General features: G+C 55.1%; 14 protein-coding genes. 6 read left to right on the top strand and 8 right to left on the bottom strand.

The window, feature by feature from the left end; all coding sequences use genetic code 11:
* Nucleotides 1-3: 3 nt before the first annotated feature.
* Together AC04PH_RS15645 and AC04PH_RS15640 are read right to left on the bottom strand one after the other, a co-directional pair.
* On the bottom strand, nt 4-975 hold the full coding sequence (locus AC04PH_RS15645) for a membrane dipeptidase (RefSeq protein WP_483066750.1): 972 nt from the start codon (nt 973-975) through the stop codon (nt 4-6).
* Nucleotides 975-2420 (bottom strand): aldehyde dehydrogenase family protein, encoded by a 1446-nt coding sequence (locus AC04PH_RS15640; protein ID WP_483066749.1) that lies wholly within the window; start codon nt 2418-2420, stop codon nt 975-977. The genes AC04PH_RS15645 and AC04PH_RS15640 overlap by 1 nt, the downstream gene beginning before the upstream one ends.
* Nucleotides 2421-3212: 792 nt before the next feature.
* Between AC04PH_RS15640 and AC04PH_RS15635 the strand changes: the two genes are divergently transcribed.
* Complete coding sequence (locus AC04PH_RS15635; protein WP_483066748.1) at nt 3213-4151, top strand: DNA-methyltransferase; 939 nt, start codon at nt 3213-3215, stop codon at nt 4149-4151.
* On the opposite strand, the gene AC04PH_RS15630 is transcribed toward AC04PH_RS15635, so the two are convergent.
* Entirely contained in the window at nt 4148-5152 is a 1005-nt protein-coding gene (locus AC04PH_RS15630; protein ID WP_483066747.1) for a HindIII family type II restriction endonuclease, read from the bottom strand. The genes AC04PH_RS15635 and AC04PH_RS15630 overlap by 4 nt on opposite strands.
* Nucleotides 5153-5569: 417 nt before the next feature.
* Between AC04PH_RS15630 and AC04PH_RS15625 the strand changes: the two genes are divergently transcribed.
* The 5 genes from AC04PH_RS15625 to AC04PH_RS15605 all read left to right on the top strand — a co-directional run bounded on the left by AC04PH_RS15625 (nt 5570) and on the right by AC04PH_RS15605 (nt 10416).
* A complete protein-coding gene (locus AC04PH_RS15625; protein WP_483066746.1) occupies nt 5570-5905 on the top strand; it encodes a hypothetical protein in 336 nt (111 codons plus the stop codon).
* Between the two features lie 23 nt (nt 5906-5928).
* Nucleotides 5929-7212 carry a recombinase family protein gene (locus tag AC04PH_RS15620; protein ID WP_483066745.1) on the top strand — a complete coding sequence of 428 codons (1284 nt, stop codon included), beginning with the start codon at nt 5929-5931 and terminating at the stop codon, nt 7210-7212.
* A gap of 470 nt (nt 7213-7682) precedes the next feature.
* Nucleotides 7683-8468 carry a hypothetical protein gene (locus tag AC04PH_RS15615; RefSeq protein WP_483066744.1) on the top strand — a complete coding sequence of 262 codons (786 nt, stop codon included), beginning with the start codon at nt 7683-7685 and terminating at the stop codon, nt 8466-8468.
* Nucleotides 8465-8938, top strand: a complete 474-nt coding sequence (locus tag AC04PH_RS15610; protein WP_483066743.1) for a plasmid mobilization protein — start codon at nt 8465-8467, stop codon at nt 8936-8938. Before AC04PH_RS15615 ends, AC04PH_RS15610 begins: the two co-directional genes overlap by 4 nt.
* Nucleotides 8932-10416 carry a relaxase family protein gene (locus AC04PH_RS15605; protein ID WP_483066742.1) on the top strand — a complete coding sequence of 495 codons (1485 nt, stop codon included), beginning with the start codon at nt 8932-8934 and terminating at the stop codon, nt 10414-10416. Before AC04PH_RS15610 ends, AC04PH_RS15605 begins: the two co-directional genes overlap by 7 nt.
* Nucleotides 10417-10548: 132 nt before the next feature.
* Here AC04PH_RS15605 and AC04PH_RS15600 read toward each other — a convergent pair whose 3' ends face one another.
* The 5 genes from AC04PH_RS15600 to AC04PH_RS15580 form a co-directional block, all read right to left on the bottom strand.
* Nucleotides 10549-11412, bottom strand: a complete 864-nt coding sequence (locus tag AC04PH_RS15600; protein ID WP_483066741.1) for a hypothetical protein — start codon at nt 11410-11412, stop codon at nt 10549-10551.
* Nucleotides 11412-11831, bottom strand: coding sequence for a hypothetical protein (locus tag AC04PH_RS15595; protein WP_483066740.1), 420 nt, complete (start codon nt 11829-11831; stop codon nt 11412-11414). Before AC04PH_RS15595 ends, AC04PH_RS15600 begins: the two co-directional genes overlap by 1 nt.
* A 57-nt stretch (nt 11832-11888) precedes the next feature.
* On the bottom strand, nt 11889-12488 hold the full coding sequence (locus tag AC04PH_RS15590; protein ID WP_483066739.1) for a DGQHR domain-containing protein: 600 nt from the start codon (nt 12486-12488) through the stop codon (nt 11889-11891).
* Nucleotides 12489-12682: 194 nt separating this feature from the next.
* Nucleotides 12683-13516, bottom strand: coding sequence for a protein NO VEIN domain-containing protein (locus tag AC04PH_RS15585; RefSeq protein WP_483066738.1), 834 nt, complete (start codon nt 13514-13516; stop codon nt 12683-12685).
* Complete coding sequence (locus AC04PH_RS15580) at nt 13513-15423, bottom strand: SNF2-related protein (protein ID WP_483066737.1); 1911 nt, start codon at nt 15421-15423, stop codon at nt 13513-13515. Before AC04PH_RS15580 ends, AC04PH_RS15585 begins: the two co-directional genes overlap by 4 nt.
* Nucleotides 15424-15425: the final 2 nt, after the last annotated feature.

Below are 15425 nucleotides of genomic sequence, written 5' to 3'. Positions count from 1 at the left end.
CGATCACCTGGGGACAAAGTTTTCGGCATAGAAGTTATACCAGTTGCGGCCCATGATCCCCGCGACCTCATCCGCGTCGAAGCCCACGGCGCGCAGCCCGTCCTCGATGTTGCCGAAATCGCGGTTGTCCCGGAACCACGACGGCATTGGCGGAAAACCGGGGGCGGCGGCAGATCCCTCGCCATAGTCGATGTCCTTGCTCCACCGGCCGACGCGCATCCACTCGACGACGCTGTCCGGCTGATCCTGGCAGAGGTCAGAGCCAAGCCCCAGATGCTCTGCACCGAACCTTTCCGCAGTGCGCGCGATCATCTCGCAGAAACTCTCCAGCGTGCAGTCCGATTTGTCTTTCAGATGATGGGGATAAAGCGAAAAGCCGAACATCCCCCCGTTCTGCGTGACCGCGCGGATGACGTCGTCGTTCTTGTTGCGCAGCGCGGGCTGCCATGCGTGCGGATTCGCGTGGGTGATCGCGATGGGGCGCTCCGACAGATCGGCGGCTTCGATGGTGGATCGGTCGGCGGAATGGCTCATGTCGATGACCAGCCCCACGCGGTTCATTTCGCGGATGACCTGCTGACCCATGCGGGTGATGCCGGTGTCCTCATCCTCATAACAACCCGTCGCCAGCAAGGATTGGTTGTTGTAGGTCAGCTGCATGAACCGCGCGCCAAGGCTGTGCACGATCTCGACCAGCCCGATATCGTCCTCGATCGGACTTGGGTTCTGGAAACCGAAAAAGATCGCCGTGCGTCCCGTCTTGCGCGCGTGATCCACATCCGACGCCCACAGTCCCTTCATGATCAGATCGGGATACTGTTCGAACCAGCGGTTCCACTTTTCGAAATTCAGCACCGTCTCGCGAAAGTTCTCATGATAGGCGATGGTGACATGCACCGCATCCACACCACCCACGCGCATCTCGCGGAATATCTTCTCCGACCAGTTGGCATATTGCAGGTTGTCGATCCGCATCAGTCCGGCACCCCGGCACTGATATAGGCGGTCTTGACCGTAGTATAGAATTCCGCCGCCGCCTTCCCCTGTTCGCGCGGCCCGTAGGAGCTGTCACCGCGCCCGCCGAACGGCACATGGTAATCCGTGCCGGCGGTCGGCAGGTTGACGGTAACCACCCCGGTCCGGGCATTGCGCCGGAAATGGGTTGCGCGGGCGAGGTTCTGCGTCACGATCCCCGACGTCAGGCCAAAGCTGGTGTCGTTCACCACTGCCAGTGCCTCGGCATAGCTGTCGACTTTGATCACCGACGTCAGCGGCGCGAACATTTCCTCGCGGTTGATCTGCATGTCGTTGGTCGTATTCACGAACACTCCCGGTGCCATGTAGTAGCCGTCATGCGGCATCTCCACCCGCGCACCGCCGCAGGCCAGTTCCGCCCCTTCGGACTTGCCCAGATCGACGTAGCGCAGGTTCTCGTCCAACTGCTGCTGGCTGACGACGGGGCCGATCTGCGTGCCGTCTTCAAGCGCGTGGCCGACCTTCATCGCCCGCGCGCCGGCCACTAGCTTTTCGACGAAAGCATCATGAACGCCCGCATGCACGACCAGCCGCGAGGACGCCGTACATTTCTGCCCCGTCCCGCCGAATGCACCGCCCAGCGCCAGCGTGACCGCCAGATCGAGATCGGCATCGTCCATCACCGCCAGCGCATTCTTCGACCCCATCTCCATCTGCACCTTTGTGAGGTTCTGGATCGCGGCTGCGGCGATGCCCTTGCCCACCGGCACCGACCCGGTAAAGGAAATCGCGTCGATCATCGGGCTTTCGACCAGCCGCTGCCCGATGTCACGACCCGACCCCATGACGAGGCTGAACAGCCCCTTCGGGATGTCCTGCCGCGCGATGATCTCGGTCAACGCCACCGCAGACGCGGGCGTGATATTGGCAGGCTTCCAGACGACGGCATTGCCGTAACACAGCGCCGGCGCGATTTTCCACGACGCTGTTGCCGTCGGGAAGTTCCAGGGCGAGATGACGGCGACGGTACCGACCGGCTCGCGCCGCACGTCGATCTCGACACCCGGGCGTACCGAATCCGCATTCTCTCCCAACTGCCGCAGACATTCCGCCGCGTAGTAGGTAAAGAACTGCCCCGCACGGTAAACCTCGCCCTTGCCTTCGGCCAGCGGCTTACCCTCCTCACGGCTCAGCAACCGGCCCAACTCCTCGGCACGGGCCATCAGCTCCGTGCCGATGGCCATCAGCACGGCCTGTTTGCGCTCCATCCCATAGCCGGCCCACTCCACCTGCGCGACACGGGCCTGATCCAGCGTCGCGTCTAGCTGATCGGCGCTGGCCTGCGCATAGACACCAATCAAATCGGTCAGATCGGACGGATTGCGGTTCTCGATCTCGGTCGTTCCGGCGGTCCATTCCCCGCTAATCAGGTTCTTGTGCAGCATTCTTGTGTCCTATCGATATCAGGTGCGCGGGCGCATCTTTGGCTTTGCGAGCACCCTATCCATTCACCTAACGGTGAACAGGCCCGAATACGACCTGGATCGGCCGAACACGGTCAATCTCCTTGCGCGTCGTGCAAGGCTCGGCTGGATTTGCGAAATACGGAGCGGCGTTCGCGCAACGACAGCGGCAGTCTTGGTTATGGCAATAAATGGTGCACCTAAACGGAACAAGTTCGAACCTACTCTTCGATGAGTTCGAGCGTTGGGAAAACATGCTTATGTCGAAAACGCCTTGGCTAAAATTCTGAAACCAAATGGTTTTTACCCGTATCTAAGGACTATTCCACTTCAAAACACGCCGCATCGTGCGAAGTCACGAAAGGGAAAGGTATTGGGTTGGCTACAAATTCAGGTCGAGTATCAATACTTGGTGTCAAAACAACGCTGATGCTAGACGTATCTTGCTTCAGCCCCAATTAGTTGAGTCTGCTACCGGGGTTGAAGCGCAGCTGAGCTGCGTCGTCGCACAGAATCAAACCACGACCTGAGGCATCAGTCTTACGACTTTGCTCTGATGATTGCCGTTTTTGACGAAGCGCAACGAAATCAGTGGAATGAGACACCAAGTGCAGCCTATCAAGTCTGCTGACTGTCTCTAACGTGAAAGTAGTGACTACGCAGGAACTGGAAACCTTCAGAGAGGTGAGTGGATGTAGGTGTTGAGCGGGCCCAGATTGACACTTTGCCATCGCTCGGAAATTGGACTACTCCAGTGAAGAGAAAGAGCCTATCATGTATCATGCAGACCCACACCTGAGTTCTGAACATTGGCTTCATCCGAATGAAGTTTATCAGGGCAATTCGCTTGACCTAATCAAGAGAGTCGAGACAGAATCAGTCCACCTGATCTTGAGTGACATTCCATATGGAATTGGCGCCGAAGACTGGGACGTGCTTCATGGTAATACAAACTCTGCATACCTAGGATCGAGCCCAGCCCAAAGATCGGCTGGCGCAATCTTCAAGAAACGTGGAAAGCCTATCAATGGTTGGTCCGAAGCTGACCGCGCAATTCCGAAAGAATATCAGGAGTGGTGCGCTCTTTGGGCGGGAGAGTGGTTCCGCTCTCTCAAGCCAGGTGCAAATGTTTTCATTTTTGCCGGTCGTCGCCTTGCACACCGTTGTGCCTGCGCGATGGAGGACGCAGGATTTAGCCTTAAGGATAATATTGCTTGGTTAAAGTCCCGTGCGCCGCACCGAGCCCAACGCTTAAGCGTTGTTTACAACAGGCGAGGAGACACCCATTCCTCAGAACAATGGGAAGGCTGGAAACTCGGAAATCTCAGACCAATTTTTGAACCGATCCTTTGGTTTACGAAGCCCTACAAAATTGGGACGACTCTTGCAGACAATGCTCTTGAACACGGCGTGGGAGCTTACAACGAAAAGGCCTTTTTACGGTATGCAGATCAGCCGGAGAATGTTCTTAAGGGCCCTTTAGGTGTTGGTGAGTCGGGGCTACATCCAACACAAAAATCTGTTAAACTCATGCAGGCTCTGATCGAATTAACAACCAAAGAAGGCCAAGTAGTGCTCGACCCCTTTGCAGGAAGCGGCTCTACTTTGGTGGCGGCGAAAAATCTCAAACGTCGGTATATTGGCTTCGAAGCTGTGCCAGAATATGTGACGACCGCACGGTGTAGGCTTGAGCCTGATCTGTTGTCGGATTAAGAAATACCCATAAGAAGATTGTCGGAGACCCGATTAATTGTCTCGATCTTGCTGTCAATTTTGTGCATGTTAATCAGCTTCTCCAATGCTTCATCGTGAGTTAACCGCATAATCTTCTCACGTTCTGCCGCATAGTGCGCAAGCCCTATCTCTTTGGAAATGTTAATGCTTTCCAAAGTAGCCATCTTCTCAATGCGCCATAGGTCCGCGACGATCTCTCCGTAGTCTAACATCGTCCGGTTCACTGCTTGCCAGTAAGGATTTGCGTGTTTCGTAGGATTCATTGCCTGCACGGTCTTGAACACTCTATGAACAAGCTCAATGACTGCAACTGAACCCTCTGTTTCAGCAAGCCTTACGAGCACCGCCAAGTGTGGATACGAAAAAATACATACATTCCGAGCGCCAGCTTGCTGGTATATTTGGCTGTTTCGGGACGGCAATTGGTAGAGTGGGCAAACAACCATGGCGTATGGCTTGCCATGTTTCCAGCCGTCCATCGCCTGAACCTTAAAGTCCTTTTGGTTCTTTGCTGTTCTGCTCAAACGGAAGACTTTTGCATCCGCGACAAAACTGAAGTCGGCACCGACTACCTCAACATCTGCTGCGTCTGCCCGTTCTGTTAACACCCGACTCCTAAATCCCATTTGGGTATACGCCGCAGAGATTAGAGCATCAGTATATTTCGAATATAGCTTCTCTTCACTGCTATCGTGCCCGTAGGATTCAGGTATAGCCGAGCAAAGTCTCAAGTGATCCAGAAGAGCTGACAGTCCATTTTGTTCGATTTCCTCGTTCAGCTCTGCTTCTACCCGGCTTGAATCCGACCCGAAGTGCCCACTCAGCTTTACTATTTCATCTATCCAGTAATGCCTGCGCGAAATCGCATTCTGGTCTATTATTTGTTCGTTCAAGTTTGAACCCTCCCATTCAAGCCCTTTGCTTGAAGTCGGTGATGCCTGTTTCAACGCAACTTGGCGACAATGCGTCCGTTCGTCCACAACTAACTCAGTATCATAGGGTTGGCCCTAGAGACACTCATCGTGGATTAGGGAGCAATGGCGGGCAGATCCCAATCACTCAGGCTTCAATCCGCAACTGAAACGTCAGGAATAGCTCCCGCGAACGCTCCCATAGCAAACCAAAAGTTCGAATCATGTCGGCGGTTCCAAGCGATTTCAGGCGCTAGATTCGACCAATTTCAGTATCCGTATTTGTGACATTTCTCAAATGTTACGGCTCGATCACTGTGACAATTTCCAATCGACCAAGATTAAGTCTTCAAAAATCCTGAACGAATTGCTCGGTTGAAACAATAACTGTGACAATTTGCTTTTTCCAAAATGTTCGTACTTGTGACAAAAAATTATTCTTTTGCAATGGGTTAGAGAGTTCGATCTCATGGCTAAGCGGCGAAGATGATCCTGCCGCAGGACACAAAAACCATGGAGGGTTCGAACATGAACACAGACGTCAATGCAACATTTCCCGCAAGGAAGGCGGCTAACGATAACACGCCGCCGCTCACAAAACTCAAAGCGGAGATCGACTTCACTGAGTTCGAAATCGGGGTAGATGCACCGCATCTCACAGATGACGAGGCATGGGCGTTCATCGACTTGCTTTGGGAAGTCGTTGCTACCTTCGTCGAATGTGGCTTCGGAGGCCTACCAACTCAGCGTGTCATCTCCGAAGACGAAGTTCGGCAAGAGCTAGCGACTATGGCGGATCGCCTTCTCAAGGCCGCAGCTTAACCAGAAAAACAAAGGAAAGCCTCATGACCAGTTTAGAAACTCCAACTCCGCAACGCTGTCTCATCTATTGTAGAGTCTCGTCAGCGAAGCAGACGACGGATGGTGATGGCCTTGCCAACCAAGAGCAGGCCTGCCGCGAGTATGCGCAAAAGCAAGGTTTGGAAGTTGCCGAAGTTTTTCGGGACGTGATCTCGGGGAAAGAACGAGATCGTCCCGGAATGCAAGCGCTACTGCGAGACCTTAAAGTGAATGGGAAGCAACCGACGGTTGTCGTCATTGACGATTTGACGAGGTTCGCACGAGACGTCGGAACGCATACCGAACTGAGGAAAACGCTCGAAAGCCACAATGCACGGCTTGCAAGTCCAAAATTCAAGTTCGGAGACGATGCCGGGTCAGTGTTCACAGAGACCGTCCTCGCAGCGGTCGCGGAGCACGATAGACGGAAGAATGCAGAGCAATCACACACGCGCTCGGTGGCACGAATGAAAAACGGCTTCTTCGTCCTAAGAGCGCCTCCCGGATACAAATATACCAAAGCCTCGGGGGGCGGTCGAAAGTTGGTGCCAGACTTCCCGATAGCGAGTGTTGTAACTGAGGCTTTGGAAGGTTTTGCGGCTGAGCACTTTCAGACGCAAGCGGATGTGCAACGTTTTCTGGAAAGTAAGCCCGTTTTTCCAAAAGGACCGGATGGAAAATCGGTCAAGATTGATCGTGTGATTGCAATTCTAAAGAATGTTCTTTTTGCGGGATACATTGAGTATGAGCCGTGGAATATCCCCCTGACCAAAGCTCAGCACGATCCGCTGATTTCCTACGAGACTTACCTCATCAATCAAGAACGCCTCAGAGAGCGCGCACGAACACCAAACAGGAAAGACATAAACGAAGACTTTCCGCTCCGCGGCATACTAACCTGCGGTAGTTGCGGGCACCCGATGACAGCCTGCTGGTCAAGAAGTCACACTGGAACTCGCTATCCATATTATATGTGCCATCACAAGGAGTGCACAAACTCGCGGAAGTCAGTTCAACGGGACAAGATCGAACACCAGTTTGAAGGCTATCTTCAACAGATCGTCCCAAGCCAGCGACTGATAGAACTCAGCAAGAGTTTGTTCACGAAAGCATGGGACCGACGCTTGCAATCCAGCGATGCCGACCGGAAAGAACTTCAGGATCAGCTTCGGGCTAACGAGCGAGCTTCAAAGAGGATGTTGGACAGGCTGTTTGCTGCCGAAGGTGAACTCATGGTCAAGTCTTACGAGAAAAGGTCAAAGAATTGGCCTCAGAACACGCTCGACTAGAGGAACTGATCGAACGGAGTCGCGAAACACTGGCTAGTTTTGACGAAATATTCGAACTCTCAATGCGATTTCTCGCAAACCTTATGAAATATGGACAAATGGAGGGCTGACCATGAAGAGGACGGTCCTGCGGCTTGTGCTCTCGCAGCCTTTGACGTTCGACTATGGAGAGGGTGTTCGAACCCCAAAAACCACTTTTCCTTTCAAGCTCTTACAAGGGCTTTAGGGATGGTCTGGAAGTTTGGTGCCCGGGGGCGGAATCGAACCACCGACACGAGGATTTTCAAACCGAAGCTTATTGAGAAGGCTCAACAGGTTAGTCACGACAAATCTGTCAAACCTACCACGACGCATCAAACACTTAGCGGCGAATTGTCAAACCTTGCCCCTGAGGTCTTCCAATGAGTTGGCGGGTGGCGAACGCGTGTGCCGAGCGGAAATTTGGAACTGCCACACGCAAGCAGATCATCATGTTCCTTGCAGACAAGGCGAGCGACGACGGTTCGGGCATCTGGTGTTCGAAGGGGACGATCCAGCGACATACCGAGCTGGGCGAGACGACGGTCAAGCGGACGATCCGTGACTTCCTGAAGGAAGGCATCCTGGTCGAGACGGGTGCGCGGGGGTGCAAGAACGGTTTCACCGTCGTTTACCGGATCGATCTCACTCGGATCGAGGCGCTGGAACTGACCGCAGAGCCCGATATCGAGATGGGGGCCACAGTGGACCCCGTCCAGACTGGCCCCGGAACGGGGGCCTCAGTGGCCGGGGTACCGGGGCCACCACGGCCCCCAAACCATCCTAAAACCATCCATAAACCTCCTACGCGCGAGCGCGTGGCAGCGGAGGATGAAGAAGCTGAGAAGATTCTAGCCGCCTATCCGCCCGACCGTGTGCGCGGGAACGCTCAGTGTCTTGGGCGGATCAGGGCGGCGCTGAACGAAGGTGCCAGCGCCAAAGACCTGACCGAAGCCGTGAAGGCCTACGGGACCGAGAGCGCGGGCTTCACTCGTTCGAAGGTCTGTTTCTCGGACAACTGGTTTAAGTCCGGGCGATGGCGGGCCTATGTCGAGGACATTGCCAAAGGCCGAGAAAAGACGAAGGCAAGGGAAGCCGAGATCCTGGCGGGCTTAGCGAATTGGGTCACGGACAAGCATCCACTTTGCCGCCACATCACACCCGGTCAGATCGATGCGCTCCTGGCCGCAGAGCTGGTCACACAATCGCAAATCCAGGCGGCGGGCCTCAGATCATGAGCTCCACCGATCCCACCGAAGCGCAAACAGCAAGGCGACCCATGTCATACGGCTGCGCCGATGACACGGGACCTTGCGAGGGGCGGCAAGCCTCCCCTTCGAACCCCACCGACGTGGGCAAAGCCCCCGCCAAAGAGCCGCTGACCGAGACCTTCGTCTTCCGCTGCAACGCTTCCGAGAAGGCCCAGCTGCGCGCCAAGGCCGAGGCGGCTGGCCTACCTGCCTCGACGCTACTGCGCGAGGCCCTTGGCCTCACAGAAGCGCGCCGCCGCAAGCCCATCCCCCGCGTCGATCCGGCGCTGGTGCTGGCCGTCGGGCGCATCGGCGGCAACCTCAACCAGATCGCCCGCTGGCTGAACCACGCCATGAAGACCGGGCGCACCGACCTCGACACGCTGACTGTCGCGCACCGCCTCGTCGTGATTGAACGCCAGCTTGCCGCGCTCCTCGATGAGGCGCGGCGGTGCTGATCAAGTTCTTCCCCAACGGCAAAGGCGCGGGCGCGGGGCCGGTCGGGTACCTCGTCGCGGACAAGGTGCTGGCCTACGACGACAACCGCGACCTGATCCGCGATGCGGACGGCCAGCCTATGACCGTCACGCGAGAACCCTTGCCCGAGATCCTGCGCGGCAATCCCGACCGCACCGAAGCCCTGATTGACGCCATCCGCCACCAGTGGACCTACCGTGCGGGGGTGATCAGCTTTGCGGATAGTGACGACCCGAGCGAGGACCAGCAGACCGAAGTCATGGACGGGTTCGAACGGCTGGCCTTCGCGGGGCTGGACCCCGAGCAATATGAGGTGCTCTGGGTCCGCCATCTCCACGAAGGCCGGGTCGAGCTTCACTTCTGCACGCCGCGCCTGGAGCTGACGACGGGAAAGAGCCTCAACATCGCCCCACCCGGCTATCAGGACGCATATGACAGTCTGCGGGATGTCATGAACCAGCGCCACGGCTGGGCCGACCCAATGGATGTTGAGCGCGCTCAGGATGTCCGAGACACCGTCGAGACTCCGACCCGCGCCCAGGGCCGGGACGAGCTGCACACCTGGATACAGGACCAAATCGATATGGGCCTGATCACCGACCGCGCGACCATGATCGACGCGCTCACCGACGCAGGCTTCGACCTGCCGCGTACTGGCAAGGCCTACATCACGGCCCGCGACCCAGAGACAGGCGAACGCTGGCGGCTGAAAGGAGCGATTTTCCATGAAGACTGGCAAGCCGACCCGGCTGAGCGAGAAGCTGAACGCGGAGCTGGACACGATCAGGGCGGAACACGTCGCCTCGATCTCGTCCCAGCTCAAGAGCTTCAGGATCGATTTGAAGAACATTGTGGGCGCCGCGCAGCATACCATCGCGAGCGATACGCGCCGCTTTCAGACCGAGACGGCGAGCTTGTTCGAGACGCGGCTGAGGGCGATCCGCCTCTGGCTGACGATCTCGCCCTGGCTGATCGCGGCGATGGTGCTGACGGGGATCGCCTCGATGATGGCCGCGAGCTTTTTCTGGACGGTGCATCTGAACCGCTCGGAGCTGACGGAACTGGGCCTGACGCGGATCGAGCGGCCCGAGGGGACCTGGCTGATCCTGGACCCCTCGAAGACACGGCTCAGGACCTGCACGATGGGCGAGAGACACGTCACCTGCATACGGATCGAGGAGGATTAGATGACCCAACTGACAGCCTTGGAACGCGACTTGCTCGCCTGCGTCGAGCGGTTGGTGACGGCCTGCGAAACCTCAGCCGCGGAATTGAGCGGATTGGAAGCACGCTCGACGAAGAGGCTGCAAGTCCAGTTGGATGGTATCGCGGCCTGCGCGACGTTGCTCATACGCTCGCAGATCGCGTCAATGCAGGCGTTGCGTGGCTTGCTGAGCGAAGAGGCCACGTACAACGCGCTGGACGCGAAGTTGAACGAGAGCTTGAGTTTAGCGAGTGACGCCGAAGAGAGGCTGAGACAGAGCTAGAGGCGCGGGAAAGGGATATGGACCGGGGGCTGACACATTGAGTTTGATGCAAAGCAGTCCGTTGGCAAAAATGTTTTCATTGCCAGATGAAAGGGCGGTGAATGCTAGGCTGCAAGATTTTTCTGTATTGCTGGTCGCTTCAAATATTCTGGGGACATCTTTTCGCTGATCTTGCGCATGATAGACAAGAGGATGTGATCTCGTGCCTCCGAGTTTACCCAAATATTTTCGTGAAAATCCTCTACATCCGACGAGCTTTCCATCGGGCAGGTTGGAGCGATAGCTGCGGTCAAGTCATTTCGCTCTGGCCAATAGTGGCTAGTGTAAAAAATCTGATTTCTTACAGATTGATACCCCTTAAATTTGAAGTTTTGTATCCAAGTCTGCTCCCTTTGATCCAGTCGATCTGTGTTCAGTATTCGTATCATGCGCTGAAAAAGATCCCACACATGTTGCTGATCAACCTTGTACTTATTATTTGAAACAACCGTCACGGGTTTCTGCATGTCGCGCGTGTTTTGGCGAAACCCGCTTTCACGTTTTCGGTTCCCTGACTTTAGGTCTGGAAATACATCAATAAAATGCCAGGTTTCACCATGGCGAACAACGAAAACGCCGCAGATGCCAGCAACATATTTCGCGTACAAGACAGAAGCATGGTGGGCGTCTACAGTGCTCCAACTTATTCGCCCAGAGTCAAATAACACGCCTGTGCTCTCCCAGGCCATGTCTGCCTTTAGCTTGAGTTGTATGAGATCGCTTAGGGCGTTGCTTTCAACACCAGGCGCATTCAAGTATTGTCCAGGTAAGGACGGATCAATTGCGTTGGGCTCCCAGATTTCGGCGAGATAGTCTTGAAGTGATACTTCTTCCGCCGCGGCCTCCGAGTAAATTACATCCCAACGCGCCATAACATCTGCGTGCTTGCGCCCAAAAATATTCTTTTCGGTGGCCCCCGTCCAAGACATTAGAGTTTCATTTTCTTGAACTTACCGTCCTCTTCTTTGGACTGAATTGCTCGATCAAAGTCGATCAACAGATCTTTTGCCGCGTCACTTTCAGCCTTTGTTCCTGATCCGTGGCTTGACCACTGTCCGAAATCAAAGCCCTCAACTAGTTTCAATGTGCGCACGACGTCCTGTTGCTGGAACGACGAATAACGACGGCTGGTTTCATCGAAGACCCGCTGAAAGATGTTCAACAGCGCTCCAAATCCAATCGTTCTGAGGAAAATGCTGTTGGTCTGAGTCCATTCTTCGTGAAACACAGACTTTATGGCAGCGAAATAGTTCTTCAGAATCTTTGATTGTTCCTCGAAGGTGAAGGATTTTAGGACGCCGTTCTCCTGGTGTACCAATGGCGTGACTTTGCGAACGAAGTTAGTCAATGATATCTGACCCTTAGATGGGGCGTCTATGACAATTCGATTGAAGAGTGGGCTGTCTTAGTCATCCCGCAACTCCTTCGCTATGTCGGCAGCACGTTCATTCGCTAGATCCGACGGCTTCTTTTTCGGAATCATATTCAATAGATCTAGGACAAGCGAACTCGGCACACCTTTCGCTTCGCGGTTAATGGTTATGAACTGTTCGACCTGAGCTTCTTCAGAGAGACCCGTAAATGCCACGACGGGCAGTTCATAGTCGATGCCCGCTTCCTTGAACGCTTCATGCGCACCTGCCAACCGGTGTTGTCCGTCAATGACCCAGCCGACATCTTTCCCAGCAGGAATCTTTAACTCGCTTGAAGCCCCATCGAATGTTGCAGCGTCGAAGCTAAGTACGACCGAGTTCGGGATTGGATGCCCTTCTTGGATATAACCAGAAAGCGATTTGACGCGGCTATTTGGCAAGACCCTTTGATAACCTTCGTCTTTATCTGGATTTCGGCGGTTGATTGAAACCATGCCCCATAGCTCAGAAGCTTTTAGCTTGAATACATAGAGGTCTCGATCGCCTTGACTCAATTTCATCGCGGGAATCTTGATTTCGTCGACTAACTGGCCTGTCTTTTTGCCCGTTTGTCTCGAAGGCTTCTTAGCCATATGAATACCTCGCTTAGGTTGAACCGCTTGTTCTACAGTGGTTGGCACTAGGCCGTCGGCGCATCATAGTGTGATAGTACGGAGAGTGTACATGGCTTCGCGTTCGCATCTTAAGTTTCCTTTTCTTCAGCTGGTTAGAGCGATTCTGACGCGTAACCTGAAAAATCTCCATACTGACCAAGGGTGATCGCTGGTTACTGTTTAGCAATAGGAATTTGGGCGTTCATCCAAGTTCCCTTTCCGTTGTCTCCAGGTATATGCGGAGCGACGTCAGCAACCGAACGCGTGTGCAGAACCGGCTTGGATGCATTCATGTCCCAAATGTGAAACAGGTAAGCGTCGGCGGCCTGAACGGCCTTGTTCCACTCATTGCGCGTCACAATAAAGCGCATTGGTGAAATCGTTGTGGACTTGACTTCGATCAGCCTATTCGCAATTCCGCCTGCGCCGTGATCGTAGGAAAGGACATCGTAGCCTGCGAAGTTATCATCGAATCCAGGCCACTCAGGCTCAAGATCGATGCCAAGGTCTTTCAGGCGCTTGCGCTCGTGTTCCAGCGTAAGGATTTCCGCAGCGCGTCCCTGCTCCATCTTTTCATGATCAGTGAGCAGGCGCGCATAGCCTGAGACTGAATCCCACCACGTCACGACATGGAGCGGGGTCGGGTTTTCCATCAGGCCAGCGGCGGCGAAGATATCTTGATCGTTGTGGTCGAGCTTCTTAACAAACCGCTGGCGACCCTGGCGCATGAGTTTTGCCCAGATCGGCTGGTGCTTGAGCAAGACGCTCTTTATGCAGGTCTGATAGAACACATGTCCGTCGAGAGGGCAGTCCTTCTCGACGAGCTCGGACAGATAGACCGATGCCTCCATATCAAGGCTGTGTGCGTCCGCTTCGACGCTTTCGATCAGCGTAAGCAGATCAGTGACGGGCAGGTCTGGATGACTTGTCCGATACTTGCGGAAAAGGCGAAGTCCTTCAAAGCACGGCAGCGAGAAGACACGTTCGGTAGAGATTGCGACGGTCATTCAACCTCCGGCGGAACGTCCGGTGCTGTACCCTCCATCTCTGCGATGAGATCGATGATGTCCTTGAGTTCGACATCATAGTCGAGCGGATCTGAGGCCTCTTCTTCGTCAAAAGCGATTTCATGGAGATCAGGATCGTTCAGGAGCTGCTGCATGTTGCGAATCTTCTCAACAAGGCGGCGACTGACCGACATGTCGATGCTGCCGATGACGGGTGGTGCCTTAGAGCGGTAGATATGGATGTGGGTTTCTTCGTCAGGGGCCAAGCCGAGTCGATGAATGCGGTCGATGGACTGAAGATAATGGGTCGAGACGTAGCTGCGGTCCGCGTAGATGGCATTGTGGCAAACGGTGTGGAGGCTTATGCCCTCACCCGCTGCGGCAGGATTTGCCACGAGGACGAAGCATCCGGGGTCTTCATGAAAGCGCCGAATGCGTCCCTCTCTGGTTTCAGGGTCACTAGGCAGGCCTGACGGAACTCCGCCATGGATGTAGACGGGGTTCAGGTCGGCAAGCGCCGAGACGAAGCTGTAGATCGTGTCAGTGAAGATCGTCCAGATCACGCACTTCTTGCCATCCCTCGCCAGTGCATAGGCATGATCCATGACTGCCCGCATCTTCGCGGAGTGGCCTTCATCCAGCACCTGATCGACAATGGCGGAGTCCACCTTAACGTCATCATTGGCCATGGCACTGAGAGCCAGGGTTGGATTGACGGAGAGCTGAAGCAGGCGCATGACCGACCGCCGTGCTTTCAGAAACTGTGCGTCACCCATGCCGCGCGATATTTGCTTCGAATAATTGCGCAGGAATTCGTTGCGCACGATAGAGTAAAGGGCGAGTTGCCCCGAATCCATGCTGATATCTATGAAGTGCCGCTCGGCGGGTGGAAGGCCTAGTTCGGTCTTGGTCGTGCGGACATAGAGATTTCCGAGAACCTCACGCGGAGATTTCCCGTGCGAGATTTCGAGTCCGTAGCCGTGTCCAGGCCAGAGAAAATCGAGCTGCGACTCCATATCGGATGCCGCCTGCGGCATTGGCGTCCCTGTAAGGATATCACGCCGTATGGGGTCATCTGCCGTTCGGAGAAAGAACGCGCCACGCTGAGACTGCCAGCCTGCCTTCATGCGGTGGGCTTCATCAAGTACCAGGTGGGTCGGGGTGGTGGCGAAGTGCGAAGCCAGCAAACCCTGCTGACGGATTACCAGGTCATAGGAGATGATAAACCGCGTCGCCCCTGACCTAAGCGCTTTTCGGGTTGCTTCCTCAGAACCGACCAAGAGTGTGAAAGGTTCAGAGCCGCCGTCTGGGGCATCCTCAATCATGCACTCGTCAACAATGTCCATCCAGGCCTGGAAGGCCGCCTTCGGCGCGACGACTATGAAGTGATGTCCAGGTTGCCGCGTCAGCATATGCAATGCGAATGTGACCGTGGTCTTTCCAGCTCCAGGAACGGAAAAATTTGCACCGTTGCTGAGTGCGAGAAGATGAGAAATATCTCGAAGCTGGAAGTCGCGGAGCTCCCGCTTGGTAAATCCCATGTCCTTGAGCCGCGCTTCGATCTCATCCGTGGATAGGACTTCGGTGATCTGACTGCGCAGCTCGCGTGTCTTGCGTATCTGGGTAGCGAACGCGCGCAATTTGCCTTCAGCCTCACCCTCGGGTCTAAAGCGGAAATTTAGGCTTATCTGGTTGGCCTTGCTGCCAAGCTCTCGCACTACTCCAAGAGTGTCTGGCCAAGACAGGTTGATCACGCCGCCCGCAACGGTGTGGTCGAGCTTTTTCGTACGGATCGCCAGCTTCAGGCGCGACCAGATGGGGGTTTCCAGCGCTTCGTCAGGCACTGTGAAAGTACCTGTGTGATCGGGATTATATCGAACGGTTACGGCTGTCGGGGTATCGCTCACGC

Source organism: Yoonia sp. KMU-150 (genome assembly GCF_056858355.1).
This window is presented reverse-complemented; position numbering and strand designations above follow the sequence as displayed.

What these genes read in the sequence shown, in the direction of transcription:
- AC04PH_RS15645 (WP_483066750.1), bottom strand. Translation starts at nt 975, where the DNA reads ATGCGGATCGACAACCTGCAATATGCCAACTGGTCGGAGAAGATATTC.
- AC04PH_RS15640 (WP_483066749.1), bottom strand. Translation starts at nt 2,420, where the DNA reads ATGCTGCACAAGAACCTGATTAGCGGGGAATGGACCGCCGGAACGACC.
- AC04PH_RS15635 (WP_483066748.1), top strand. Translation starts at nt 3,213, where the DNA reads ATGTATCATGCAGACCCACACCTGAGTTCTGAACATTGGCTTCATCCG.
- AC04PH_RS15625 (WP_483066746.1), top strand. Translation starts at nt 5,570, where the DNA reads ATGATCCTGCCGCAGGACACAAAAACCATGGAGGGTTCGAACATGAAC.
- AC04PH_RS15620 (WP_483066745.1), top strand. Translation starts at nt 5,929, where the DNA reads ATGACCAGTTTAGAAACTCCAACTCCGCAACGCTGTCTCATCTATTGT.
- AC04PH_RS15615 (WP_483066744.1), top strand. Translation starts at nt 7,683, where the DNA reads ATGTTCCTTGCAGACAAGGCGAGCGACGACGGTTCGGGCATCTGGTGT.
- AC04PH_RS15610 (WP_483066743.1), top strand. Translation starts at nt 8,465, where the DNA reads ATGAGCTCCACCGATCCCACCGAAGCGCAAACAGCAAGGCGACCCATG.
- AC04PH_RS15600 (WP_483066741.1), bottom strand. Translation starts at nt 11,412, where the DNA reads ATGTCTTGGACGGGGGCCACCGAAAAGAATATTTTTGGGCGCAAGCAC.
- AC04PH_RS15590 (WP_483066739.1), bottom strand. Translation starts at nt 12,488, where the DNA reads ATGGCTAAGAAGCCTTCGAGACAAACGGGCAAAAAGACAGGCCAGTTA.
- AC04PH_RS15585 (WP_483066738.1), bottom strand. Translation starts at nt 13,516, where the DNA reads ATGACCGTCGCAATCTCTACCGAACGTGTCTTCTCGCTGCCGTGCTTT.